26 protein-coding genes, 4 tRNA genes and 1 riboswitch are annotated in these 25982 nt (G+C 37.9%); of the genes, 19 read left to right on the plus strand and 11 right to left on the minus strand.

The window, feature by feature from the left end; all coding sequences use genetic code 11:
- Nucleotides 1-10: 10 nt before the first annotated feature.
- Both ASC84_RS10270 and pgeF read right to left on the minus strand, forming a co-directional pair.
- Nucleotides 11-565 carry a flavodoxin family protein gene (locus ASC84_RS10270; protein WP_056514339.1) on the minus strand — a complete coding sequence of 185 codons (555 nt, stop codon included), beginning with the start codon at nucleotides 563-565 and terminating at the stop codon, nucleotides 11-13.
- Between the two features lie 126 nt (nucleotides 566-691).
- Nucleotides 692-1435 carry a peptidoglycan editing factor PgeF gene (gene pgeF / locus ASC84_RS10275; RefSeq protein WP_056514342.1) on the minus strand — a complete coding sequence of 248 codons (744 nt, stop codon included), beginning with the start codon at nucleotides 1433-1435 and terminating at the stop codon, nucleotides 692-694.
- Nucleotides 1436-1618: 183 nt separating this feature from the next.
- On the opposite strand from pgeF, the gene ASC84_RS10280 reads away from it, so the two are divergent.
- Entirely contained in the window at nucleotides 1619-2389 is a 771-nt protein-coding gene (locus ASC84_RS10280) for a DUF4882 family protein (RefSeq protein WP_056514345.1), read from the plus strand.
- A gap of 49 nt (nucleotides 2390-2438) precedes the next feature.
- Here the strand turns inward: ASC84_RS10280 and rluD are convergent, their stop codons facing one another.
- The gene (gene rluD / locus ASC84_RS10285; protein ID WP_004722483.1) at nucleotides 2439-3491 is read right to left on the minus strand and encodes a 23S rRNA pseudouridine(1911/1915/1917) synthase RluD; all 1053 of its coding nucleotides are present in this window, start codon (nucleotides 3489-3491) and stop codon (nucleotides 2439-2441) included.
- Between the two features lie 71 nt (nucleotides 3492-3562).
- Between rluD and ASC84_RS10290 the strand changes: the two genes are divergently transcribed.
- Together ASC84_RS10290 and ASC84_RS10295 are read left to right on the plus strand one after the other, a co-directional pair.
- Nucleotides 3563-4585: an outer membrane protein assembly factor BamD gene (locus ASC84_RS10290; RefSeq protein ID WP_004819623.1), complete on the plus strand. Its 1023-nt coding sequence runs from the start codon at nucleotides 3563-3565 to the stop codon at nucleotides 4583-4585.
- Nucleotides 4586-4703: 118 nt separating this feature from the next.
- The gene (locus tag ASC84_RS10295; RefSeq protein WP_056514348.1) at nucleotides 4704-6611 is read left to right on the plus strand and encodes a DNA primase; all 1908 of its coding nucleotides are present in this window, start codon (nucleotides 4704-4706) and stop codon (nucleotides 6609-6611) included.
- Here ASC84_RS10295 and ASC84_RS10300 read toward each other — a convergent pair.
- Both ASC84_RS10300 and hemA read right to left on the minus strand, forming a co-directional pair.
- On the minus strand, nucleotides 6608-7042 hold the full coding sequence (locus ASC84_RS10300) for a hypothetical protein (protein ID WP_056514352.1): 435 nt from the start codon (nucleotides 7040-7042) through the stop codon (nucleotides 6608-6610). The genes ASC84_RS10295 and ASC84_RS10300 overlap by 4 nt on opposite strands.
- Before the next feature lie 104 nt (nucleotides 7043-7146).
- Nucleotides 7147-8433, minus strand: a complete 1287-nt coding sequence (gene hemA / locus ASC84_RS10305) for a glutamyl-tRNA reductase (RefSeq protein ID WP_056514355.1) — start codon at nucleotides 8431-8433, stop codon at nucleotides 7147-7149.
- Between the two features lie 77 nt (nucleotides 8434-8510).
- Between hemA and ASC84_RS10310 the strand changes: the two genes are divergently transcribed.
- From ASC84_RS10310 to panD, 11 genes are all read left to right on the plus strand, one after another.
- Nucleotides 8511-10223, plus strand: a complete 1713-nt coding sequence (locus tag ASC84_RS10310) for a tetratricopeptide repeat protein (protein ID WP_016539188.1) — start codon at nucleotides 8511-8513, stop codon at nucleotides 10221-10223.
- 8 nt (nucleotides 10224-10231) lie between these two features.
- A complete protein-coding gene (gene lolB / locus ASC84_RS10315; protein WP_056514357.1) occupies nucleotides 10232-10840 on the plus strand; it encodes a lipoprotein insertase outer membrane protein LolB in 609 nt (202 codons plus the stop codon).
- Nucleotides 10841-10865: 25 nt separating this feature from the next.
- The gene (gene ispE, locus ASC84_RS10320; protein WP_016539189.1) at nucleotides 10866-11699 is read left to right on the plus strand and encodes a 4-(cytidine 5'-diphospho)-2-C-methyl-D-erythritol kinase; all 834 of its coding nucleotides are present in this window, start codon (nucleotides 10866-10868) and stop codon (nucleotides 11697-11699) included.
- A gap of 4 nt (nucleotides 11700-11703) precedes the next feature.
- Nucleotides 11704-11778 (plus strand) — tRNA-Gln (locus tag ASC84_RS10325).
- A 30-nt stretch (nucleotides 11779-11808) separates the two neighbouring features.
- Nucleotides 11809-11883 (plus strand) — tRNA-Gln (locus ASC84_RS10330).
- Between the two features lie 19 nt (nucleotides 11884-11902).
- A tRNA-Gln gene (locus ASC84_RS10335) sits at nucleotides 11903-11977 on the plus strand.
- A 91-nt stretch (nucleotides 11978-12068) separates the two neighbouring features.
- Nucleotides 12069-12143 (plus strand) — tRNA-Gln (locus ASC84_RS10340).
- A gap of 35 nt (nucleotides 12144-12178) precedes the next feature.
- Nucleotides 12179-13132: a ribose-phosphate pyrophosphokinase gene (locus ASC84_RS10345; RefSeq protein ID WP_004722497.1), complete on the plus strand. Its 954-nt coding sequence runs from the start codon at nucleotides 12179-12181 to the stop codon at nucleotides 13130-13132.
- A 97-nt stretch (nucleotides 13133-13229) separates the two neighbouring features.
- Nucleotides 13230-13526 carry a 50S ribosomal protein L25 gene (rplY, locus tag ASC84_RS10350; RefSeq protein ID WP_004722499.1) on the plus strand — a complete coding sequence of 99 codons (297 nt, stop codon included), beginning with the start codon at nucleotides 13230-13232 and terminating at the stop codon, nucleotides 13524-13526.
- Between the two features lie 20 nt (nucleotides 13527-13546).
- The gene (pth, locus tag ASC84_RS10355) at nucleotides 13547-14125 is read left to right on the plus strand and encodes an aminoacyl-tRNA hydrolase (RefSeq protein ID WP_004722502.1); all 579 of its coding nucleotides are present in this window, start codon (nucleotides 13547-13549) and stop codon (nucleotides 14123-14125) included.
- Between the two features lie 153 nt (nucleotides 14126-14278).
- Nucleotides 14279-14659, plus strand: a complete 381-nt coding sequence (panD, locus tag ASC84_RS10360) for an aspartate 1-decarboxylase (RefSeq protein ID WP_004722504.1) — start codon at nucleotides 14279-14281, stop codon at nucleotides 14657-14659.
- Nucleotides 14660-14728: 69 nt separating this feature from the next.
- Here panD and ASC84_RS10365 read toward each other — a convergent pair whose 3' ends face one another.
- The 3 genes from ASC84_RS10365 to ASC84_RS10375 form a co-directional block, all read right to left on the minus strand.
- A complete protein-coding gene (locus ASC84_RS10365) occupies nucleotides 14729-15196 on the minus strand; it encodes a hypothetical protein (protein WP_056514360.1) in 468 nt (155 codons plus the stop codon).
- Nucleotides 15197-15347: 151 nt separating this feature from the next.
- Nucleotides 15348-15959: a GDYXXLXY domain-containing protein gene (locus ASC84_RS10370; protein ID WP_056514363.1), complete on the minus strand. Its 612-nt coding sequence runs from the start codon at nucleotides 15957-15959 to the stop codon at nucleotides 15348-15350.
- A complete protein-coding gene (locus tag ASC84_RS10375; RefSeq protein WP_056514364.1) occupies nucleotides 15956-17785 on the minus strand; it encodes a DUF2157 domain-containing protein in 1830 nt (609 codons plus the stop codon). Before ASC84_RS10375 ends, ASC84_RS10370 begins: the two co-directional genes overlap by 4 nt.
- A gap of 170 nt (nucleotides 17786-17955) precedes the next feature.
- Nucleotides 17956-18113: riboswitch (FMN riboswitch) on the plus strand.
- 108 nt (nucleotides 18114-18221) lie between these two features.
- On the opposite strand from ASC84_RS10375, the gene ribB reads away from it, so the two are divergent.
- Nucleotides 18222-18881: a 3,4-dihydroxy-2-butanone-4-phosphate synthase gene (gene ribB / locus ASC84_RS10380; RefSeq protein WP_056514369.1), complete on the plus strand. Its 660-nt coding sequence runs from the start codon at nucleotides 18222-18224 to the stop codon at nucleotides 18879-18881.
- Between the two features lie 209 nt (nucleotides 18882-19090).
- On the opposite strand, the gene ASC84_RS10385 is transcribed toward ribB, so the two are convergent.
- Nucleotides 19091-19573, minus strand: a complete 483-nt coding sequence (locus ASC84_RS10385) for a DUF1289 domain-containing protein (RefSeq protein ID WP_004722515.1) — start codon at nucleotides 19571-19573, stop codon at nucleotides 19091-19093.
- A 235-nt stretch (nucleotides 19574-19808) separates the two neighbouring features.
- Between ASC84_RS10385 and ASC84_RS10390 the strand changes: the two genes are divergently transcribed.
- The 3 genes from ASC84_RS10390 (at nucleotide 19809) to ASC84_RS10400 (ending at nucleotide 22712) form a co-directional block, all read left to right on the plus strand.
- Nucleotides 19809-20741 carry a rhodanese-related sulfurtransferase gene (locus tag ASC84_RS10390; protein ID WP_034618212.1) on the plus strand — a complete coding sequence of 311 codons (933 nt, stop codon included), beginning with the start codon at nucleotides 19809-19811 and terminating at the stop codon, nucleotides 20739-20741.
- A 171-nt stretch (nucleotides 20742-20912) separates the two neighbouring features.
- Entirely contained in the window at nucleotides 20913-21488 is a 576-nt protein-coding gene (locus ASC84_RS10395; RefSeq protein WP_056514373.1) for a DedA family protein, read from the plus strand.
- Between the two features lie 615 nt (nucleotides 21489-22103).
- Entirely contained in the window at nucleotides 22104-22712 is a 609-nt protein-coding gene (locus tag ASC84_RS10400) for a LysE family translocator (RefSeq protein ID WP_056514375.1), read from the plus strand.
- Between the two features lie 72 nt (nucleotides 22713-22784).
- Here ASC84_RS10400 and ASC84_RS10405 read toward each other — a convergent pair whose 3' ends face one another.
- Together ASC84_RS10405 and ASC84_RS10410 are read right to left on the minus strand one after the other, a co-directional pair.
- Nucleotides 22785-23309, minus strand: a complete 525-nt coding sequence (locus ASC84_RS10405) for a YecA family protein (protein ID WP_004722523.1) — start codon at nucleotides 23307-23309, stop codon at nucleotides 22785-22787.
- 66 nt (nucleotides 23310-23375) lie between these two features.
- A complete protein-coding gene (locus ASC84_RS10410) occupies nucleotides 23376-23582 on the minus strand; it encodes a PA3496 family putative envelope integrity protein (protein WP_004722524.1) in 207 nt (68 codons plus the stop codon).
- A 331-nt stretch (nucleotides 23583-23913) separates the two neighbouring features.
- On the opposite strand from ASC84_RS10410, the gene rpoD reads away from it, so the two are divergent.
- Nucleotides 23914-25857, plus strand: a complete 1944-nt coding sequence (gene rpoD / locus ASC84_RS10415; RefSeq protein ID WP_259191535.1) for an RNA polymerase sigma factor RpoD — start codon at nucleotides 23914-23916, stop codon at nucleotides 25855-25857.
- Nucleotides 25858-25982: the final 125 nt, after the last annotated feature.

Here is a 25982-nt window from a genome sequence, read left to right on the forward strand (position 1 = left end):
CAATGAACAACTACGGCGTAATTTTATTTACTAGCAACGCAATATACTCTCCAAACCATGTTGCGGTTTGCAAGTCACCAGAGGGCGGTGTAATTTCAACAGGTGCATTATCTGATTGTGTCATTAACCCCAAATAACCCGCCATACGGTTTAAGTCTGTTGGTTTAATACCTGTAGGCATTAAAGGGAGCCCAGACCATAACATGCCATGCTGCATTGCAAAGATATTAATCTGTTGCAGTACAGATAACTTATCGCCACTTAAACCACCAGAATTGGTAAATGCGGCAGCTAGTTTGCCCTGCCAATCACGATTTTTCCAACGTTTAGAGGTAGAGTCCATAAACATTTTAAATGGACCTGTAACACTTCCCATATAGGTCGGTGAACCAAAAATAATGGCATTCGCTTGATCTAAAATATCCCAATCAATATGTTCAATATCCATTTGATGAACAGTGACACCGATCTTCTCTGCACCTTGTGCAATATAATTCGCAACTTTTGCAGTATGACCAAATGGGCTATGGTAAACGATCGCGATAGATTTAGCAGATAAAGACATATCAATTGAAAACAAACAAATTTGGTCAAGTTTAACATCAATTCATTTTTAAACAATTCTTGTAATGTTCAGAAAACCTATGACATAGCGCTTAAAGCAACGATAAATCTATTTAAAAATAAAGATTTAATTTCGAATAAATACAAAAGTAGCCATACGCCCTGTTTTTGCATGGCGGCGATAAGAGTAGAAATCCTGATCTTGACGATAAGAACACTGATCTCCCCCAGTAATCACATTCACCCCATGCTGTTTAAGAATATAACGCGCAATCGCATACAAATCCGCATAGTGCTTACCCGCTTGCTCACTCTCTATAAATGCAGTGTCTAGTTCAGCATATTTAGAACAGAAAGCAGCTTTCACCTCTGCGCCAATTTCAAAACAAGGTTGGCTGATTGCAGCACCCAACCAAGCCCAAGTAGGTGGGGATTTCATATTGGCAATGGTATTTTCAATAATTCCCCCTGCTAAACCACGCCAACCTGCATGTAAGTTTGCAACCTCAGTACCTGCAGCATTACCTAAAACAACGGGTAAACAATCAGCGGTCATCATCATCAAGGCATGCCCCTGAGTCTGTGTGACCAAACCATCCCCCTCCAATGCGCTAAAAGTCATTTCTTCATTAATGGTATGACATATTGTGCTGTGGGTTTGCGTCATCCATGTGATTTTACTAACACCCAATTCTGCAAATTCATTCAATAAAATCATACGGTGCTGTTGTATCCGTTGAGGATCGTCATTTACATGCAATGCCAAATTAAAACCATCAAGCTCAGGCTGTACAGATGGCAAAGCCTTTACATGATGTATATGTGTCTGGCCTGCATATACACCTTGAGGTAATCCTTGAACAAATTGCATGTGACTCATTTCCTCTTCAAATCATTTTCACGACTCAATAACTATAACAAATTTACTCAATCCAAAACCAATCTTCTTGTCCATTTTGTTGATTAACAAAACTAAACATTTCAACTTAATATAGTGTTGTTTTTTTAATCAAATCCAATAATATTAATTAAAACTTAAAAATAAGGATAAACCATGAAAAAATTAAAGCTTGCTGTTTTATTGAGTCTGAGTGTTATCAGCACGCAAGGATTTGCACTCTGTCGTTATGATTTAGAAGGTTTTTTGCCTGAGCCAGCCAATCCAGCAGCACAAAAATTTCCTACAGCATCTGGTCAAAAAGTTTCTTATAAGATACTGAATGCACCCAATCAAATCACATATTCAGCAACCCATAGCAATTTCAGCTCCAGCAATAATATTGCGACAGGAACACTCCCGATCGCAAATACGGGTATTTTTGGATTTGAATTTAATATTGCTACGATTTCAAATGAATTAACAGGGACCAATAATATCGGCAAAGGTATGAATTTATTAATGTTTGATCAAAATAATCAAACCATAGGTGTTATAGCCATTATGTATGGAAATAATTCAGCAATACAGAACTATAAAAAACCTTTATTGATTTGGGTGATGCAAAAGAATCCCATCTCAAATCAAAATGATATTACCTATGCCTATCTACAACCTTACGACGCATCAGCTAACCAAAATGTAGGGGTGTATATCAATCAAAACGCTAATCAAATTGGATTTATTTTAAATAAACAAAATTTAGGTTATGTAGCTACGATTAATTCAAAAATTAAGTCACTCACTTTTCAACCTCAAGCACTATTCAGTGGTTTTGAAGCGGACTCTCCATACCTAAATAAAACCATGTCATTAGAATTGGTCACGGATAAATCAAAATTTACCAATACATTTCCTACAGGTACAAAAGATGTTTGTGGTAACTAAATCATTTTATAAAACTGCTCGCATTGAGCAGTTTTATCATGCAAATCAATCAATATGCTTTATTTTCAGAGCGTAAAACTTCAACCAACTCAACGAAGTCGTCTGACCATGGTGCTTCAAACATCATTTCTTCTTGTGTACGCGGGTGAACTAGGCCCAATTTAGAGGCATGTAAAGCTTGGCGTTTAAAGTTACGCAATGCACTACTCAGTTTTTCAGAAGCACCTGCTGGAACTTTAACACGGCTAACATAGACTGGATCACCCACCAATGGATAACCAATATAGGTGAAATGAATCCGAATTTGATGAGTACGCCCTGTTTCAAGTTGTGCCTGTACTCGGGTGAAATGTTGAAAACGTTCTTTAACATTATAATGCGTCACCGCATCACGACCACCCGGTAAAATAGCCATTTTTACACGATCTACAGGATGGCGCTTAATCGGTTCATCAATCGTTCCACCCGCAATAATATGACCATAACAAATCAAGTCATATACACGGTAAACTGTTTTTTTAGCCAATTGTTTACTTAAAGAAAATTGCGCTTCCAAATTTTTAGCAACAACCAATAAACCGCTGGTGTCTTTATCAATACGATGCACTAAACCTGCACGAGTTAATTCGGCAGATTTTGGGTAATGATAAAGCAAGGCGTTCACCAAAGTACCATTTGGATTACCCGCACCAGGATGAACAACCATACCAACAGGTTTATTGATGACCATGATATCGTCATCTTCATAAACAATGTTTAAAGGGATATTTTCAGGTTGTGCCGACGTTTGTGCTTCCAATTCAACATCTAAACATAGAAGTTCATTGCCTTCGCATTTATACTTAGGCTTGACAATGTTACCATTTACCAACAAATGACCTTCTTTCATCCACTGCTTGAGTTTTTCACGAGAAAACTCGTTCCAAACCAGTGCTGCGACTTGGTCAATACGTTGCCCTAAATAGCTTTCATCCAGTTGAAATTGCAACGATAAACGTGTTGCAGTCGGCGCAGAATTATGATTATCTGCATCCTCAGAATCTTCAAGTAAATTGAAATCATTTTCTGGGAAATTAGAATTAGAAGAGTGTGCTGAAGTCATTTGCTCATTCGGACAAAAGTGGTTTAATAGCGCAATTGTAGCCTATTGCCCGTATAAACAGAGGAATTTTTATGTCGCTACCACGTTATAAAGTCACAATGCTTGCTTTAACTGTAGGCTTAGCAACTGCATTTGTCGGCTGTAGCAGCAATCCGAAGAAGGATGTTGTTGATACAGGCCCGAAATCAAATGAGCAGACTTATTACAATAATGCGATAAAATCATTAGACCGTGGGCAATATGGCGATGCTGCAAAAGCGTTAGAAGCAATGGATACTTATTTCCCGACTGGGCAATACGCACAACAAGCTCAGCTTGAATTGCTTTACACAAAATTTAAGCAAAAAGATTATGAAGGCACAATTGCACTGGCAGATCGTTTTATTCGTTTAAATCCTCAACATCCGAATTTAGATTATGCTTACTATGTCCGTGGTGTAGCCAATATGGAGCAAAATTATGACAGCTTGCTTCGCTATACCTCACTAAAACAAGCACATCGTGATGTAGGTTATTTAAAAATTGCCTATCAAAATTTTGTCGACTTAATTCGTCGCTATCCTTCAAGTCAATATTCAGTTGATGCTGCACAACGAATGAAATACATCGGCCAAGAACTGGCTGAAAGTGAAATGAATACTGCACGTTTCAATATTAAACGTAAAGCATATTTGGCTGCGATTGAACGTTCACAATGGGTGATTGAACACTATCCTCAAACGCCTCAAGTTCCTGAAGCCTTAGCAACAATGGCATATGGTTATGACAAGTTGGGCGATAAAGAAACTTCACAACAGTACATTGGCGTGCTTAAGCAAAACTACCCGAACCTTGTTAAATCTAATGGTGAAGTGAATATACGCGCAGCACGTAAAGAAGCAAGTTGGTGGAACCGTGCAACATTAGGTATTTTAGGTCGTGGTGATAAAGCAGAAGTATCACAAGAAGCGAGTTCTGAAACGTCTGATCAAGCAGAACAAAAATCAAGCTTGTTAAATAAAGTGAGTTTTGGCTTACTTGATCGTCCAAATCGTGAAGTGTCTAAAGAGCCAGCACGTGCAGATGAAAGTTTGTATGATGGACAACGTAAATAAATATTGATTGCGACAAATCAAGACGGGTTTTTACCCGTCTTTTTTATTCATAGATATTTTTAGACTCAAAACTACGTTAAACTTTAAATTGGTTTAAACGATATATGACATTAAATTTATGGCTATTCCTCAGCACACGATAGATCAAATTTTGGATCGCACAGATATTGTCGATCTGATTGGTCAACGTGTGAAATTGAAAAAAACTGGTCGCACCTATTCAGGCTGTTGCCCTTTTCATCAGGAAAAGTCACCCTCTTTTCATGTTTACCGTGATAAACAGTATTATCACTGCTTTGGCTGTCAGGCAAATGGCAATGCCATTCGCTTCTTAATGGATATTGATAATCGAAACTTTGTCGATGTCATGAAAGAGCTCTCCAGCCATGCAGGTGTCGAACTTCCCAAAGACAATCATGACAATAAAAAACTGTCGTATAAGCGTGAAGTATCCAAACCTAAGCCAGCAGTGAAGGCTGTAGAAAATAAAGTAGTCGATTCTAAACCCACTGAGCAAAAAACAGATTCTGTTCAGCCACTAGAAATTGACCCTTTTGAAGCCTTTAGCCAATATCCAGATCCTGAGCATTTCGATCCAACCCAGTTTGACTCAGTGGGTTTTGATCAGATCCCTCAAGATGGCAACCTTTATGATCTGTTAGAAAATATTGCACAATTTTATGAACGGCAATTACCCAACAGTAAAGTGGCGCAAAATTATTTTAAACATCGTGGTTTAAGCGCCGAAACAATCCAATATTGGCGTTTAGGCTATGCACCAGAAGATTGGCAACATTTAGAAAAAGCCTTCCCCCAAGATATTGAAGGCTTAAAACTGCTAGGTCTGATTCGTACCAGTGATAGTGGACGTGACTTCGATTTGTTGCGTGATCGGGTGATTTTCCCGATTCGAGACAACAAAGGTCGTGTTGTAGGTTTCGGTGGTCGCGCATTGAATGACGAAATCAAACCGAAATATATTAACTCACCTGATTCTGAAGTCTTTCATAAAAACCAGTTGCTTTACGGCTTGTATGAAGGTCGGAAAGACCGAGCGCAAAATTGGCTCATGGTTGAAGGTTATATGGATGTGATCGCCTTACAACAAAACGGGATTTCTGGTGCGACAGCAACATTAGGTACGGCCAGTAATGCAGATCATTTAAATATTTTATTTAAGCAGAACAATCAAATCACAATTGCGTTTGATGGTGATGCCGCTGGACAAAAAGCAGCACGTCGAACCTTAGAAATTGCCCTACCTTTATTGAATGATGGTCGTGAACTTAAATTCTTTGTTCTACCCAAAGAACATGACCCAGATTCGTTGATTCGCAAGGAAGGTTTTGAAACGTTTCAACGGATATGGCAACAATCCCCTTTATTATCGGATTTTGTCTTTGCTTTATTGAGTCAAAACTATGATGTTGCTACACCTGAAGGTAAAAGTCAGGTGATGGCTGAACTCAATCAACTGACTGAATTATTACCTAAACAAGGTTCTTACCGCTATTTATTAAGACAGTTTTTTAAAGAAAAGTTAGGTTTTAATCGAAAATGGCAACCTCAAGTCAGCTTAGATGCCTCGTTGTCATTTAATATTCGCACCAAAGATGAAGACTTTGCTGTTGCGATTTTGATGCAACATCCATTTTTATATATTCACTTTGAAGTATTACGTGCATTGATTCAACCAGATGAGTTATTGGCGCAAATCTTAGCGGTATTTGACCGTGTCTTTGACGATCTACCAGATGATCAGGAACTTGCAACCTATTATATTTTAGGTGCATGTGGTGCTTATCATTTGGAACTCTCTGAAATCATACAACGTACCAATATTCAGGCTTTGGCTGAAGCACCTGAAATGGCAGATAAATTGGCTTCAGATTACTCTTTAGCCTTGCAAGAGAAATATTTAAAATTAAAGCTTAAAGCACCAACCTCATTGAGTGAATCACGTAATTTACGTAAACAACTCAATGAACTGACTAAACAAATTAGTTTAAAGTTGGTACATCATTAATTTTCTATAAGCGCTTCATTGAGCTTATCAAGTATTTTATAATACAAAAAATTCATATGGCTATTGGCCTCTTCCATTGAGGAGTCATAAGGCTTATATAGGTTTATAAATATACGTTTTTGAAAGTTTTCATCACTAAAAAACGCGTTGGTGGGGTAATTAGAATCTGAGTGTGCATTTATACTCTCGACCATAAGTGCATCAAATATCCGCCCTGAGTAATCTAGATAAAAGCAATATAGTTTAGGTTTTTTGGGATTCTTATAGCATCGATCAACTGAATCAATTACCCCCATAATTCCACCCTGAGTAGAGAGGCTATGTAGGTCCTTGATTGCTTGGTTCAATAATACATCACTGTCTTTTACAGGCTTTGCAAAGCATTCTACTGACAAACACAATAATATGAATATATATAAAGTTTTAAGCATTTTAATTGCCTTAATTTCATTATTCTAATTTGATCGCACTAGTATATACATCAATAATAGCTGGTGAAGCAAAAATATTAAATCACATTCGTTTTAAAAAATAATCACTTCGCTTTTGGTTTTCTTTCTTGTTCAAAAATATCCTGAATATTTTCTTTCATCCATTCAAAATGTGAAGGATCCTCATCCTGCGCTGCTTGACGTAACAAAATTGAAGATGGGTGCAATAACTTTTGCGTCAAACGATGTGCAAAATCCTCAAGTACATGTTGCGTATCCTCACCTGCCTGAATACGCTCTAAGGCATGCGACAACTCCATCTGGCGTTGTTCTTCACCGTGCTCACGAAACTGTTGAATCGTCCCACCTGCTTCTTTTACTTTTTGCTGTGTCACCAACTGAGTCACCAGTTGATTGACCATAACCTCTGCTTCGACCGCAGCTTGACGTCGTTGTGCTAAATTTTCATCAATTACACTTTGTAGATCATCCACACCGTATAAATACACACCATCCAAACTTTCAACTTTTGGATCTATATCACGAGGTACAGCTAAATCGACCATAAGCATTTGTTGATAACGACGTTTTTTTAAAGCGAATTTCACATCTGCATAAGCAATGACTTGATGCAAACTGCCTGTACAACTGGAAATTACATCCGCACGATAAAGCTGAGTAGTGAGTTCATCAAATGGAATAATCTCCACTTCAACACGATGCGCTATTTCTTGTGCTAATTTCTCTGCCCGTTCACGGCTTCGATTACAAATCAGGATTTTTGCAACGCCCATTTCAGCCAAGTGTTTTGCAACCAAGCTGTTCATTTCACCTGCGGCAACCACCATGACTGTAAGCTGTTCAGGCTTACTAAACACTTGCAATGCGAGTTGAGCAACAGCATATCCCATTGAGACAGCATGACTGCCGACTGCAGTTTCAGAACGTACACGTTTGGCTGCATAAAAAGCATATTCAAATATTTGATTCAGATTTTGCGAAACGATTTCAGCATCTTTTGCGATTGATAGTGCTGTTTTAACCTGCCCAAGAATTTGCGGTTCACCCAGCATCAACGAATCTAAACCACTCGCAACCCGCATTAAGTGCGAAACTGCATCAGTATTTTCATAACGATATACATGATTTGACAATTGCTTTACATCAATACCATTGGTTTGGGCGAGCCAATTTAATACCATATCGGCATTTTCAGCCATGGCATAGACTTCAGTGCGGTTACATGTTGACACCACCACCATATCATTCAAATTTTGGCGAAGGCTTTCTACGGCAAATAAATCTTTTAATCGTTCTGGATTAAAAGCGATTTGCTCACGTAGCTCAACAGAAGCAGTTTGATGGTTGACACCCAATGCAAAGAAAGACATATCAGATCATCATTTCGCTAAATTTGTGCTATTGTGCAATAACGGTGTCATAAAAAGCATACTTGGATTCGGAAAAATTGCGTCAAATAAACAACCGCTTAAGCGGCATGACAATTAAGCAATATTCTACCACATTCTTACTGGTTGGTAGCATGGCTTCTAGTGCTCATATTAGAGCATCTGGAGAATTTTATCATGCTAAATATAATACTAATGCATTAAAACAAAGTATTATTGCTGAATTTTCATTGGCTTATAATGATACTGCAACTGCTTTACACAATTATACTGTGCTCGCAATTCGTAGTAATTCAACCACCATTAAGCAACGTGCCTTGAATGTTGCAATTGAACAAAACGATTTAAAAGCAGCTTTAGACATTGCCACCCATTGGGTTGTACAAGAACCTGAGGACGTTCCTGCAAAATTTTATTTGGCGCATATCGCGCTCAAATCACATGAATATGAGCTTGCAGCAGAGACTCTGGACAGTATTCTCAATATTGACCCCAACGCTGATTTAGAAAAGATTTTAGAAGGAATTGCACCAGAATCAGAAGTAGATCGTCAAAATCTACTCAGTACGCTGAGAGCAAGTAAAGAAAAAAATAATCCTTCTGTTTTAATTCTAATTGCGGGTTTGGAAGCACAAAACGATGAGATCGAACAAGCCTTAAAAACCGTCAATAAAGCGTTAAAAAAACGTTCAAAAGTGACTGGCTTTATTCTGATGAAAGCCAACTTATTAGAGGCTTTGGGTGACCAAGAAGCGACTTTAAATTGGTATGATCGAAGCAGTCGTAAAAACAAGTACAACTATGATATCCGTCTGGCAGAAGTCAAATATCTGATCAAGATTCATCAATCTGAATTGGCCTTAAGTAAATTAGAATCGATTATCCAAGCCTGGCCAGATGCTGAAGAGGCTCTATTTATTGCAGGGTTAACTGCGATTGATTTAAAAAAGCTTGATCAAGCTGAACAGTATTTAGTGGAGTTACGCTACTCGTCACGTTATCAAAACGAAGCATATTTTTATTTGGCAGTAAATGCTGAACGAAAGCAAAATGATGAAACAGCAAAAGCCTATTATCGTTTGGTTGATGGGAACTTATATACGGTTTCACGACGTAATCTGGTCTCGATTTTTGAAAGACAAGACAAGATGAATGATGCTTTGCGGTTTTTAACCCAAGAACGTGTCAATTATCCACAACATGCAAGTTTCTTATATCAGGCTCAAGCCGAAATTTTAAAACGCATGGGCAATAAAAAAGCAGCGCTGAGATTACTCACTGAAGCAGTGAAGAACTTGCCTGATGATCCTGAAATTCTCTATTCAGAAATACTGCTTCTTGATCCATTTGAAGATCGTGATTTACTTGATAAAGCATTGAAACAACTCTTAACTTTAGAGCCAAATAATCCTGCTTATTTAAATGCTTATGCCTATACGCTTGCACTACAAAATAGACGTTTAGATGAAGCGCGAAAGTATGCTGAACATGCCTTAGATTCTGCACCAGATCAGGCCTCGATTTTAGATACGCTGGGATATATCACATTCTTGCAAAATGATTTTGATGCCGCCTCAAACATTTTATCGAAAGCTTATAATTTGAGTCATAGTGTAAACATTGGTATTCGGTATGCAAAATCTTTGTATATGCAAGGTGCCTTAGCTCAATTTAATGAAGTGTTACAACAACTCAAACAAAATCATCCAAATGATCCTCAATTAAATCAATTAGATTCATTAATATTACCGCAACATATTAAAAAGAGTTAATGACTTGTATGCGTCACATTCCACAGATCTTTTGCACCCTAACTGCTGTAACCGCTTTTACACTCACAGGTTGTCAACAAGTCGTAAAGCCAGCACAAACCACACCAACGCTTACAGCACCCACTGATGCCACAACGTCCCTGCAAAAACCGTCAAATCAATTTAATCTTGAAGGGAAAATTGGGGTAAAAACACCGAAACAGTCTGGCAGTGCGTTCTACACATGGACACAAGACCAACAAGATTTTAACATCCAGTTGAATGGGATCTTAGGTATTGGCAAAACTATTATTGAAGGAAAATCTGGAGAAGTTACCCTAAACAGCGCTAAAACAGGTTCGATTTCGGCTGAAACACCAGAAGAGCTGCTTGAAAAAGCCACAGGCTGGACTGCACCTATTACGCATATTGTCGATTGGGTTCAAGCTTACCCTGCCACTGAAAATGCACAAATCACCCGAGATAATACTCAACGTATTGCTCAAATCATTGAAGATGGCTGGACTGTAGATTTTAGTTATAACAATCAAGCGAGCTTGCCCAATAAGCTGATTTTAAAACAACAACTTGAATCTGGTCAGGAAAATCGTATTACAATGGTGATTCAAAACCGCTAAATCTATACCTTAGACAATGAAATCCATGATTCGTGTTCCCTCTCCAGCAAAATTAAATTTGTTTTTGCATATCACAGGTCGTCGTGAAAATGGCTATCACGAGTTGCAAAGTATTTTTCAGCTGATTGATTTGTATGACTGGTTAGAATTCATCCAAACAGAACATTCTCAAGCAGAAATCAGTCTTGAAGGTTTGAGTAACGTCGATTTGGAACATAATCTGATCTATAAAGCGATTCAAATTTTAAAACCTTATGCTACACAGCCGACTGGTTTAAAAATTCGTATCGAAAAGAATATTCCAATGGGTGCAGGTCTAGGTGGTGGTTCTTCCAATGCTGCCACCACATTGATTGTGGTCAATCAACTTTGGCAGTGCGGTTTAAATACTGAACAACTGGCTGAGCTTGGGGTTAAATTGGGTGCAGATGTTCCAATCTTTGTTCATGGTCGTAATGCTTGGGCAGAAGGTATAGGTGAACACTTAACATTCATAGACTTAGATCAAAAACAATACATTGTGTTAAAACCTGACTGTTTTATCAGCACTCAACGACTTTTTTCGCAAAAAACATTGACAAGAGATACGAAGCCTACTAAATTTTGCGCCTATCAGCTAAAGCCATCCAATTTTAGAAATGATTTTGAGCCACTGGCAAGAAATTTATATCCTGAAGTTGATGAAGCAATGCAGTATTTAGATCAGTTCGGTACAGCAAAGCTTACAGGTACAGGTGCTTGTGTTTTTGTTGAAGTCACTGAACAAATGAAGATTGATGATGTTTTAAATCATTCACCCTGCAAAGCCTATTTGGTCAACAGTTTGAATGAATCACCACTCACTCATTTTACAGTGTAATGATAGGGGCGTCGCCAAGTGGTAAGGCACCGGGTTTTGATCTCGGCATCCGTTGGTTCGAATCCAGCCGCCCCTGCCATCATTTTTCATCTGTAGATCGTTGTATTTTAGGGGCGTCGCCAAGTGGTAAGGCACCGGGTTTTGATCTCGGCATCCGTTGGTTCGAATCCAGCCGCCCCTGCCATTAAATACAACATCAAATTAGGGGCGTCGCCAAGTGGTAAGGCACCGGGTTTTGATCTCGGCATCCGTTGGTTCGAATCCAGCCGCCCCTGCCATTTTCTCAAAAAAGACAGAACATAGTAATTTGTATTTAATGTTGATTTACCTTGACAGAGACATGCAAAAACACTAAAATTCTGCCGCATTAGGGGCGTCGCCAAGTGGTAAGGCACCGGGTTTTGATCTCGGCATCCGTTGGTTCGAATCCAGCCGCCCCTGCCATCTAATTCAAATCTGCCAACCGCCAAGGGTGCTTCATGCCCAATCTTGTCGTTTTTAGTGGAACTGCGCATCCACAATTCGCCCAAAAAGTCGTTAGCCATTTGCACATCCCTCTGGGAGCTGCTGCTGTAGGTAAATTTTCTGATGGTGAAATCACTGTCGAAATTACTGAAAATGTGCGTGGTAAAGACGTGTTTATCGTACAGCCCACTTGTGCCCCTACGAATGATAACCTTATGGAAATCTTAGTAATGGCAGATGCTTTGCGTCGTGCAAGTGCTGGTCGTATTACTGCTGTAATTCCATACTTCGGTTATGCACGCCAAGACCGTCGTCCTCGTTCAACTCGTGTTCCAATTACTGCAAAAGTTGTAGCAGACATGCTCACCACTGTGGGTATTGACCGTGTTGTAATGATCGACTTGCATGCTGACCAAATCCAAGGTTTCTTTGATATTCCTGTAGATAACATCTATGGTACGCCTGCTTTGCTTGCTGACTTACGTCAACAACAACATCATAACTTGATGGTGGTCTCACCTGACGTTGGTGGTGTAGTTCGTGCACGTGCTGTTGCAAAACAAATGGGTGATATCGACCTTGCAATCATTGATAAACGTCGTCAAAAAGCCAATGAATCACAAGTGATGCATTTGATTGGTGATGTACGTGATCGTGACTGTGTGATTGTTGATGACATGGTTGATACAGCTGGTACTTTGTGTAAAGCTGCCGATGCACTAAAAACTTTTGGTGCTCGTAAAGTGGTTGCTTATGCAACGCACCCTGTACTTTCAGGTAAAGCACTCGAAAATTTAAGCAAATCTGTAATTGATGAATTGGTTGTTACTGACACAATTCCACTTTCAGATGAAGCATTAAAACTTGGTAAGATTCGCCAAGTTTCAGTAGCAAGTATGGTTGCTGAAACAATTCGTCGTATTAACAACGAAGAATCTATTAGCGCAATGTTCGATTCTTATCTATAATAGCGCCAAATTTTCAAAGCCCTACTCTTTGGTAGGGCTTTATATCACTGGGCTGGTCGAAAGTTCAGTCAATTACACTCAATGAGGAAATGTCATCATGGCAAACTTCGTATTAAATGCAGTAGCACGTGAAGAAGCAGTTCAAGGGAAAGGTTCGAGCCGCCGCCTTCGTCTTCAAAATAAAGTTCCAGCAATCATCTATGGTGGTTCTGCTGAACCTGTAGCGGTTACTTTAGAACTTCGCGAGCTTGTTAAAGCTTTAGAAAATAACTCTTTCTTTGAAGAAGTTATTGATCTTAACATCGAAGGTAAAGTTGAAAGCGTTAAAATCCAAGCTTTACAACGTCACCCAGCTAAAAACACACCAATGCACGCTGACTTTAAACGCGCATAAGTGTTAAATGGTGTAAATGAGTGAGTAAACTTTCACTGATTATTGGTTTGGGTAATCCAGGTTCTGAATATGCCCAAACCCGCCATAATGCAGGCTTTTGGTTCGTCGAACGCCTTGCAGAACAATATGGTATTACATTAAAAACTGATTCAAAATATAAAGGAATCAGTGGTCGTGGTAATATTGAAGGACAAGATGTTCGTCTACTATTGCCCACAACATTTATGAACCTTTCTGGTCAAAGTGTTGTTCCCTTTGCAAAATTCTACCAAATTAAACCAGAAGAAATTCTCATCGCTCATGATGAACTGGATATGAATCCGGGCGTCATTCGTTTAAAAACTGGCGGTGGACATGGTGGTCACAATGGTCTACGTGACATTGTTCCTCATATTGGTTCTAATTTTCATCGCTTACGTATTGGCATTGGTCATCCCGGCGCTAAAGAAAAAGTTTCAGGACATGTACTTGGTAAAGCACCAAGCAGTGAACAGACTTTAATGGATGATGCAATACACCATGCTTTAGGCAAAACAAAATTATTGGTTAATGGTGAGATTCAGCAAGCAATGAATCAAATCAATGCTTATAAAGCATAATTTAAACCTAAATTTTATGTTCTTTGTTCAACAATTTTTCTTGCCATGATTCATTTTTAAGAGCAAAATGCGCTTTCAAATGCATCCCCCCATTGAAAATTGTTGATTCAACACAAGATAACAATTGTAAGGGCTACTCTGGAGACGCAAATCATGCTATCTCGTTTATTAAAAGCAAAAATCCATCGTTGTGTTGTTACACAAGCAGAATTACATTATGAAGGTTCTTGTGCAATCGACGGTATTCTTTTGGATTTAGCTGGTATCCGTGAATATGAAGAAATTCATATGTGGAACGTGACTAATGGTAAGCGCTTTACAACCTATGCGATTCGTGGCGAAGAAGGTTCAGGCATCATTTCAGTCAATGGTGGCGCTGCACTTCAAGCTGATGTTGGTGATTTAATGATTATTGCCACATTTGGTGATTTTACCAATGCAGAAGCTGATGCGCATAAACCACGTCTTGTATATGCAAATCCAGACAATACAGTAAATCACACAGCAAACTGTATCCCTGTTCAAGTTGCATAATTGCACACAGATGATTCAAGACCCGCAATGTTGCGGGTTTTTTATGTCTATTATTTCACTTAATTATTTTCAATAACAGCTATTTACACCATTATCATTATAATACAGACTAATAATCCATGAGTTAACCTTATCATTCTCAATAATTTCACCACTTCTCTTTTTCAAAGTGACAGGAGATCCAATATTTAATATTTGTGTTTTATTTAAACAATATTGAAAATATCTACCTTCATCCTTTATTCTTCTCCAGCCATCAGAGACAAGTTGTTGTTGTATCCGTGTCATTTCTTCACTAGACAAATTATCTCGATGTATCCGTATTGAAGCAGATGCGTTGCCAGGCCTAATCAATGATGGAGTAAATTCTGGAGAATATTGGATAAAATACTTATTTTTAATTTCTCTAAAATTGATTATTTCTGGACTATTTGAATATGACTTATTCAAGCGACCTGAATAAAATGTAGACAAAACAAAAATAAATAGTATTAGAAAAATAATCATATGGGAAAATTTGATCTGGTTATTTTTCACAACGACTATCCATACATATTATGGCTATGAAAACCAATAAGACTAAATTCAAACTGACTTAATCCACCATTTATTCGAAGCACTTATTTCATGCATATTATTCAATGTTGCCTTAGCAAGTATCCGTTATAGTGAATAATTTGGACTTCAATTATTCAGTTCTTTCAGAACGAAATCCATCACGCCAGCGTTGTTTATTCTCACACTCTAAATCTTGTAAATGCTCTCCTCGTAAAGATGCAAGAATCGCATTGCCCTGCTGATCCACCTTAAACTCAGCATACTTTGCTTGCTGATAACATTCAGCTAAACCTTCTGCAAATAAAAAGCTATTAGATGCAGGATAAAGTGATCTATGTCGATTATCCGGGTTTTTCAAAATCAATTTTACAGTTTGCGCATCTTTAGGTTTTTCAAAATAAGTATGTGCCACCTTTTTCTGTTGATCCAATTCAACATAAGCCGTAACCGAAGGCTTATTTTCAATCACTTGATCAAAATAATGCCCTGAAAAGATATGATTTTCATCACTATCACTTGGATCTACATTGTTCTGATCGCCCTGATTAAGCTTTTGCGGTGCAAAGTAAAGTTGATAACTCAGCACCATATAATCACCTTGTATTAACGAACGTGGATCAATAGGTTGTAAGTGGACATATATACTCTGACTATTCTTCAGATGCTGTTCATTCTTAAAAATGATGCCTAGAAAAAGAACAATACAGATTAAAGCAAGACAAAGAGGAATGAATTTTTTCATGTATTTACTCCCTCTTTTGATTGGAATTTATGCAGCACCCAAGTCAGTATCAACAAAATTAATCCTGAGCTAAAAATACTTAGACTTTTAACAAGGAAGCTGACATTCAACGCGTAGTAAATAAACCATAGGGTTAACGCCAAAGTCACTAAAGCGAAACCATAGACAATCTTATCGTGCTGTGACAATGCCCATGAAAGTATGGCGATACAAATAAAAATTTCAAAATAACCATAAAATATCAGTACTGCAGCAAAAGCCAATAAAATCAATTGAGCAATCAAGCTAAATTGATTGCGAATCCTCAACACCATAAACAAAGCCAACCACAAAATAGGTAGCCCCAAGCTGAGAATAGGAAGGTATCTAATTTTCTCTAATTCATATTGTCCAAATAGTGTATAGAAACCCAAGGATGAAAGAATAATCAATAAATTCGCCAATGCTAAACTGCGTTGATATTGACTGGGTTGAATACGATGTACCCAAATCAGTACCAGATAAAATCCATAACTCAACAAGAGCAGAAATGAAAAATTTTCAACAAAACGATGTAATCCAAGCAGAACGCTTAAATCCCAAATCAACGCAATACCTGATAAATACAAGGCAAATAGTTGAATTAAAATAAAGAACCAATGGCTGCGAATAAAATAACTGAGACACAGCATGGCAAATTGAATAAAGAAAATTGGAAAGAATTGGTCAGTTAATTCAAACGTGTGGAAAATCACAGCATTTTGCCCTGCGACCCATATACAATAAGCAAACTGCCTTAAAAATAAAGCTTGTTTGCTTCTTAAAATAAAGGCAGCTAATACCACAAAAACTGCCCCCATGATCAAGGAAAAATTGCCCCAAAATGTCAGCATTAATGATGCCAATAAAACACCTGCAATCCATGCGCCCACTGCGATAGGAATATTGTTAAATTTGTTTTGAGGGATAAACTTAATCAATAAAAAAGTAATCAGCGCAAACCAAGCAAAAACCACCAGTGCAATTGAAAATAATTCGAGCACTTCGGATTCACGAAACAGACTATTCATCCATTTGAAAATCACCAGCGTAAACGTAATCCCTAAACCTACTGCTGAAAGCACACTACATAACTGATCTCTTTTTCGATAAAAATAAATTAATGCGACAGAAAGTAGAAAAAATGATGATATTAAATAAGCGATCTTAAGGTCTATCCATGTAAAAACCATGGCTGTGGCGAATGCTAAATTACTATCACCATATAAAAATAGCCCCATATGCCAAATTGAAAGAATGCCAAACCATAAGACAAAGAGATAACGCAGCTTTTGATAACAACGAAGACAAAAATAAAACTGAAATAGTGAAAGGAGATTTAAGCTAAATAAAAATGTGACAGGATATTCATCAGCCCAAAATGTTTGTTTAAAAAACAAAAATAAGGTGAGTTGGCTGACAATACAGAGCAATGTAAAAACACCAATATTTGGACGATACAACCACGGCAGTAATAAAATAGACCATATTAAAAATAGTAAATAACTATCTGCCCCTGTTTGATAAATTTGACCAATGACAGCTAAACTTAAACCAATCATCAAGCCACTTATTGTATGCAAACACTGAACTAAATAATCATGCTGAACTAAAAAAATACTGGCTACAGCACTGAGTAACAAGAAGAGTTGTGGAATTGCTAATTGAAAAAACTGAGGCAACATAAACCAATTTGCAGCGGTCAGATATAAAATACTGACTGCAATTAGAGCAAATCCCAAAACATGTAAGTGTTTAACAAAGTCATCATTACGCCATGAATAGACATCTTGCTGAATCGTGATCAAGCTGAGTCTCCTTATTTTATGCTTTGCTATTTGTTGATCACTATGACCACAAATATTCTTTTAAATGTATAAGTTTAATTATTTTCTACAGCAACTATTGTTCTATCTATAGTACTGATCATTCTAAAAAAAAGCATCCATTTAGTAAAAAAGTGTCTATAATAAATGCACATCGCTTCAGGGCGGGGTGTAATTCCCCACCGGTGGTAAATTGGACGGATTTTCAATCCTGAGCCAACAGCCCACGAGCTTATCACACTTAATCGTGATTCGCAGATTTGGTGAAATGCCAAAGCCGACGGTATAGTCCGGATGAAAGAAGACGACGTCACAGCTTAAAAATTTCAATATTCGCTATTGGAAAAGGTTTTGTAACGCCACTATTTCAAATGTCCTGAAATGTTCAACCGTATTTTAACTTTACGAGAGCGTTTCAATGTCTAGTTTAATTCAACCCGAAATTTTCTTTTCTGCACTATCCCCTGCAGACCAACGTATCGAACAAGCAATCGAAGATATGCGCCAAGGCAAACCTGTTTTGGTCATGGACGATTTTGATCGTGAAAATGAAGCAGATTTAATTGTTGCAGCAGAAACCCTCAATATTGAAACCATGGCACGTATGATTCGTGATGGTTCTGGTATAGTCTGCTTAACCATTACCGATGATTTAGCAGATCACCTTGAACTCCCACCGATGGTTCAGGACAATTCAAGTCAATTTAAAACGGCTTTTACCATCACCATTGAAGCAGCACAAGGTGTAACAACAGGCGTTTCTGCAAAAGACCGTACCACCACTATTCATGCTGCAATTAAAACAGGTGCTGTCGCAAGCGATCTGAATCGCCCTGGTCATGTCTTTCCATTGCGTGGTCGTAATGGTGGTGTATTAACCCGTCGTGGACATACAGAAGGTTCTATTGATTTGGCACGTTTAGCTGGTTTAAAACCCGCTGGTGTATTATGTGAAGTGACCAATCCTGATGGAACAATGGCTTCAGGCATTCAAGTTTTAGCATATGCACAAACGCATCATTTAACGCTTATTACTATTGAAGAATTGGTTCAGTATCGTTTAAAACACAATGTCTAAGAAAATATTTTAAGTCATCACATTTAGACAGAGTAAAAAAGCCAGTTCAAATCTTTGGACTGGCTTTTTAATATTGACTAGGTATTCTTGGTTAAAGTGCGATGAAATGACAGCGCCAGTTTTTGTTTTAATTCTTATAAGTGGCACTGATTAAAATTAAATAGCCAAAATATCAAGTTGATGAATAATAAATCATTGAAAAACTGAGTTTAAACATCTTCCAAATGTAAAATACTTTGACGAATACCATCTGCGCGTAACCATGCGAAATCATAACTTGCATTGGCCAATGCCAATACACGACGTTCAAACTCATCCCAAAGCGGTTTTACCTGTTTCGCTTGAATTCCCAAACCACTCTCTTCTGCGAGATGTTTATTTTTTTCACAAATTTTTAATGCATGATACAACTTGCGCCCTTTAGAAGCAGAATCCATCACTCGTATACGTTTACCCAAAATAAAACCTTCAATATGTCTTAAATCGGCAAAAGGTAGCATCGGAATTAAAATTTGATCGAGCTGTGCATCCAGCCTCTTCCAAACGGCTAAACGTTGCGCTGAATCATATGTATTCCATTGGATCACTTCATGATTAAAACGACGGCAACCACGACAAACAGAATCACCAAATACCGTTGAACAACGACCAGCGCATGGCGTTAAGGTGGGTATCCGACGTTCGTTACTCAAAATTTACTCCTTACATCAACGATGTGACACACTTTTTCGGCACGAAATAATCATTTCGCAATACTATATATGGTATATAAAATATTTTAAAGCACTATATTTAGTATAAAAACCCATATTTTTTTCAGGGAATAAAAAAACACTACAAAGACTAGGGTTTTCTCGCATATTCATGTAAATCACGCTAAAATATGCGCCTTAAATTTTATTCTATCTTAAATATTTGGAGTACTCCATGAACGCTACTGTAGAACAGCTTGCACCTGTAGAACAGCAAGCGACCTCTGGTTGGGTTGTTGCAGCACTTTATCAATTCAAAGAAGTTCAAGATCCTGCTGATCTTCAACAACGTCTTTTAGACTTGGTAAAAACCATCAACCTTTGCGGTACTCTTATTATTGCAGGTGAAGGAATTAACGGAACTGTTGCTGGCGATCGTCAAGCGATTGATGTCATTCATCAATTCTTATTGAATGAAGGCTTTAATAGCATGGAATATAAAGAATCACATAGTGATGAAAAGCCATTCCGTAAAATGAAGATTAAGCTAAAGAACGAAATCGTAACTTTAGGTGTAGAGGTGAAACCTCGTGATCTTGTTGGACATTATCTTGATCCAAAACAATGGAATGAACTGATTGCGCGTGATGACGTGATTTTGATTGATACACGTAATGATTATGAATATAAAGCGGGTACTTTTAAAGGCGCGATTGATCCTAAAACAGAGACCTTTCGTGAATTTCCAGAATACGTAAAAAAAGAACTTGAACAGCATAAAGATAAGAAAATTGCGATGTTCTGTACAGGCGGTATTCGTTGTGAAAAATCAACATCGCTACTGCTTCAAGAAGGTTTTAACGAGGTGTATCACCTTAAAGGCGGTATTTTAAAATACCTTGAAGAAACCCCTGCTGATGAAAGTATGTGGGAAGGTGAATGTTTCGTATTTGATGGTCGTACTGCGGTGACGCATGGTATGGAAGAAGGCGAAAATATTAAATGTCATGCATGTGGTTGGCCACTTGTTCCTGAAGAAGCTGATTTACCAAGTTATGAACATGGTGTTTCTTGCAAATATTGTATTGATAAAACATCTGAGAAACAAAAAGAAGGTTTCCGTATGCGTCAATCACAAATTACTGCTGCAAAACGCAAACGTCTTTAATCTTTATCAATTTTAAAATGCTTCACTCAACCGCAGCTTATTGGCTGCGGTTTTTATTTAGATATTTTAACAACACAACAAATTCTCACTATATTTTGATAAATGAAAACCATACCATGTTTATAACGCCCTATTTTTATATATAAAATGACTGATTGGATTATTTCGATCATGGAGCAACTTGGTTACTTCGGTATTGCTCTTTTGATGTTTTTAGACAATGTTTTCCCGCCGATTCCCTCAGAAGTGATTATCCCATCAGCTGGGTTTGCTGCATCTAAAGGTCAATTATTATTATCGGGTGTAATTATCGCAGGAAGCTTCGGTTCACTGCTTGCTGCCGCGTTGTTGTATTGGGTGGGTCGAAAAATCCCAAATCAAAGCATTTTTAATTGGGTTGACCGCTACGGTAAATACCTTTTTATCAAATCTGAAGATGTCAAAAAAGCTTTAGATTGGTTTGAAAAATATGGACATCGCGTGGTTTTCTTTGGGCGAATGGTTCCCGCAGTTCGTTCTTTGATTAGTATCCCTGCAGGCATGAGTCATATGCCCTTTTGGAAATTTATGCTCTATAGCAGCGTAGGGACAATCATCTGGACCACTTTTCTTGCATGTGTCGGTTATTATTTTGGAAACAATATAGAACTCATGCAACAAATTTTTAGTCGTGTGGGCTATGTGATCATTGTCATTGTATTAATTTTAGTTGCTTATTTTTTCTATAAAAAATCAAAAGCACGCTAAAAATTATTGTGCACCCAGTATTCAGTTAAAACACACTATTTGTGTGCATTGAGTCGAGCAGACAAATTTGTGTTTGCTTGGCCGAGCTCTGTGTTCTTAACATTAGCTCTTAAGATTAGCTGTCTGAAAAATAATCAACGAATTCCAAGAATAACCACAAAGACATTAGAGCTTTCATAAATCAAAATGATCATCTGGAATAAATTGTATTGCTATTGAACGCTCCCTCTCCCTTTTGAAAAAAATAGGGTGAAAGGGACTATATGTTGATTTATGAGTTTTAACAGGCTTTATAAAAGAAACCTATTGTTTATATTTTCTTATACTCCCCGTTTCACCAATGCCGACCAATTGAAACACGATCACCATATATAAATAGCATCACTGTATAAAAAACAGTCTATCGTAATCAATACACCACAGCGATCGTAAAAAATCACCACACATTCGATGTGAGCAAAACTTCCGAGCGATTGAGAAATTTGAGTGAATTCAACGGCAAGCACTATACATTCCAAAAAATCATGCATTTCATCAAAATATTATCGCTTTAACCCAATACAAATATATGAAAAATATAAAAATAATTAAAACTGTGTAAAAAAGGATACATGAGTGAATGAAATGATTGCTGTGATCTTAATCACCTGCTTGGCAGTAATAAGTCCTGGCGCTGATTTTGCTATCGTGACACGGAACAGTTATTTATATGGTCGAAATATTGGATTAAGCACTGCTTTAGGTATTGCTTGCGGTGTTTGGATACATGTGGGTTATAGCCTACTTGGCCTGGGTTTTTTAAAAAATCATATGCCCTATCTTTTACAAACAATTCAATATATTGGCGCTGCTTATTTAATTTATCTTGGCTATAAAACATTCACGCAGGCAAAAATAAAACTGGATGAAATTGGTGTTGGTATCAGTAGCTGGCAAGCGTTTAAACATGGTTTTTTAACCAATAGCCTAAATCCCAAAACAACTTTATTTGTAATCAGTTTATTTGCTCAGCTGATGACTTCTACAGGAAATTCGACCATTCAGCTTTTTGCTTATGGTGCGTTTATTTCGTTGAGTCATTTTGTTTGGTTTGGCTTGATTGCCTTATTTTGTGCACATCCCCGCATACGAAATAAAATTTTAGATCGCCAAGTGGTGATCAATCGTGTGATTGGCCTTTTACTGTTTATTTTAGGTTGTAGCCTATTATTTGCACGGTTTTAACTATTGGCGTAAATCACCAACAAAAAAAAGCATGCCACTTTTCAGTGAGCATGCTTTTTTTATACGCGCAAATTAATTTGGTGTGTGGTACATCAAATAAATTTCATTTAGATTTTCAGGAATTTCTTCAGCAATCTCGTCCATTAACTGGCCGTTGCGGCGGAAAGATTCCATTTGAGGATCTTCATCATCAATACCACTGAACACCATCATTGGTAGTGTGAGATCAACAACTTGATCTTCATATTCTGGTGCAAACCAAGCTTCTTCATTCAGGAACATTGCATCGACAAAGCCAACACTCCAGTCGCCTAAGCTTGATTCAACATCAGCTTCTTCAATTTCAAAAGGAAATGTAATTCCTTCTTCATTGGCTAAGTTTTGACGAATCGCTTCAAGCCATGCTTTGATTTGTACAATGATTTCTGCTGGAACTTTCTTTTGATTATTATCAAATAGCTCATCAAGCCATTTATCAAAAGTAGGACCAACCGCAATTGCGCATAAGAAACCATGAGTCGCTGCGAAATCTAGACCAAATTCATTTTGGTCACCATCTAGATAATCACTCAGTAGGTCTAAATCTAAAGCACTCATTTTGTTTCCAGTAAATTTGTATCAGATTTAAGCATAGCATTTTCCCACGCCATGCCCAATGAATTTTTAATCTTCATCATCAAAATCATCGTCATCATCAATGTCATAATCAAAATCTTTTAAATCTTTTTCTAAACGACGTTGAGCAAGTAAATCATCGATCAAACGTCGCTTTTCTAAAGATTCTTTGGCGCTAATTTTGCTTGATGACTCATCGAAACTAACATCATCATCACCGTAGTTATCATCTAGTTCAAAATCTGTAGAAGACACTAAAACTACCTCATAATGAAAAAAAGTGAATGGGTCTAGGCGCTATTTATCTGTCTTCAGAAAACTTGTCAAGTTTTTTCCGTTTTTTTTACATTTAAATGCGAATTTGGGCTTTTTTCGAGCCCTATTTTATGTAATGATATAATCCACCCTGCGTCTTACTATTTTATGACATTTTCTGAATAGAAATCGCACGGGATGATCTTGAAAATAACAATTTCACCCCCACCTATTTGATTGAATTTAAATTCTGAATATTTTATCGGACAGTTTTATGCTGATTTCTTCCGATGGAATATGCGAGCTATTCAAAGATATATTTTAACAGATTGTGCGATTACGCACGGTTTTTCATTGCCACAGATTCAACGAGAAGAGAGTAAAGATGAGCGAAATGCATTCCCCTACTTCCCAAGTAGCGGCTCTTATTAGCCGAGGCAAAGAACAAGGTTACTTAACCTACGCTGAGGTTAACGATCATCTCCCAGACTCGATCACCGAAAGCGAACAGATTGAAGACATTATCCAAATGCTTCAAGACGTTGGTATTCCAGTTCATGAACGTGCACCTGAAACTGACGATGCAATGTTCGAAGGGAATAGCGAAGCTGGCGATGAAGTTGCAGAAGAAGAAGCTGCAGCAGTACTTGCCTCTGTAGAAAATGAGCCAGGTCGTACCACTGACCCAGTACGTATGTATATGCGTGAAATGGGTACCGTTGAACTTTTAACACGTGAAGGCGAAATTAGTATTGCCAAACGTATTGAAGAAGGTATTCGTGACGTTTTACATTCAATTGCTTACTGGCCAAATGCTGTAGAAGTTGTTTTACAAGAATATAAAGATTATGAAACTGGCGAACGTCGCCTTGCCGATATTTTATCAGGCTATTTAGATCCTGAATCTGACGAAGTGATTCCAGAAGTTTTAGAAGACGAAGCTGAAGTTATCGTTGAAGAAGAAGATACTTCTGCAAAACCGACTAAAGAAGTGAAGTTGGATGATGAAGACGAAGAAGAAGAGTCTGAAAGTGATGACGATTCTGAAGGTGAATCTGGTCCAGATCCTGAAATTGCGAAAGCGCGTTTTGAAGAGCTAGAAGCAGTTTGGAACAGTGCAAAAGTCGCAATTGCGCAACATGGCCGTAACAGTACTCAAGGTACTGAGGCAATGGAAGCACTGGCTACTGTGTTTATGATGTTTAAATTTACACCGCGTTTATTTGACATCATTTCAGAAATGATTCGTGGCACGCACGAACAAATTCGTACCTCTGAACGTGAAGTGATGCGTTATGCAGTTCGTCGTGGTCGTATGGATCGTACACAGTTCCGTACATCGTTCCCAGGTCAGGAATCAAATCCTGCTTGGTTAGATGAACAAATTGCAAAAGCACCTGCTGAATTAAAAGGCTATTTAGAAAAAGTTCGTCCAGATGTATTGGCATTCCAACAAAAGATTGCTGATATTGAAAAAGACCTTGATCTAAACGTAAAAGAAATTAAAGACATTTCTAAACGTATGGCGATTGGTGAAGCCAAAGCTCGCCGTGCCAAGAAAGAAATGGTTGAAGCCAACTTACGTTTGGTAATTTCAATTGCGAAAAAATACACAAACCGTGGTTTACAATTCTTGGATTTAATTCAAGAAGGTAACATTGGTTTGATGAAAGCGGTAGACAAGTTTGAATACCGTCGTGGTTATAAGTTCTCGACCTATGCAACATGGTGGATTCGTCAGGCGATTACGCGTTCAATTGCGGACCAAGCACGTACGATTCGTATCCCTGTACATATGATCGAAACGATTAACAAGATCAACCGTGTATCTCGCCAATTACTTCAAGAAATGGGTCGTGAACCGACTCCTGAAGAATTAGGTGAACGTCTAGAAATGGACGAAGTTAAAGTTCGTAAGGTGCTTAAGATTGCTAAAGAGCCAATTTCTATGGAAACGCCAATTGGTGATGATGAAGATTCTCATCTTGGTGATTTCATTGAAGATAGCAACATCACTTCACCAGTAGATGCTGCGACTTCAGAAGGCTTAAAAGAAGCAACACGTGAAGTACTTGAAAACTTAACTGAACGTGAAGCGAAAGTCTTAAAAATGCGTTTTGGTATCGACATGCCGACTGACCACACTTTGGAAGAAGTAGGTAAACAGTTTGATGTAACCCGTGAACGTATTCGTCAGATTGAAGCCAAAGCTTTGCGTAAACTTCGTCATCCTTCTCGTTCAGAACACTTACGTTCGTTCCTTGAAAATGACTAAATTGAGTTTGTTCAATCTGTGAATACTTTCGGGACTTGAAAATCAATCGAGTAACCCCATTAAGTATTTAAGAGAAACACAATGCCTGCACTTATGCAGGCATTGTTGATAAATTAGAGGTGAAA

It is taken from the genome of Acinetobacter sp. Root1280, from assembly GCF_001425285.1.
Lineage (GTDB): Bacteria > Pseudomonadota > Gammaproteobacteria > Pseudomonadales > Moraxellaceae > Acinetobacter > Acinetobacter guillouiae.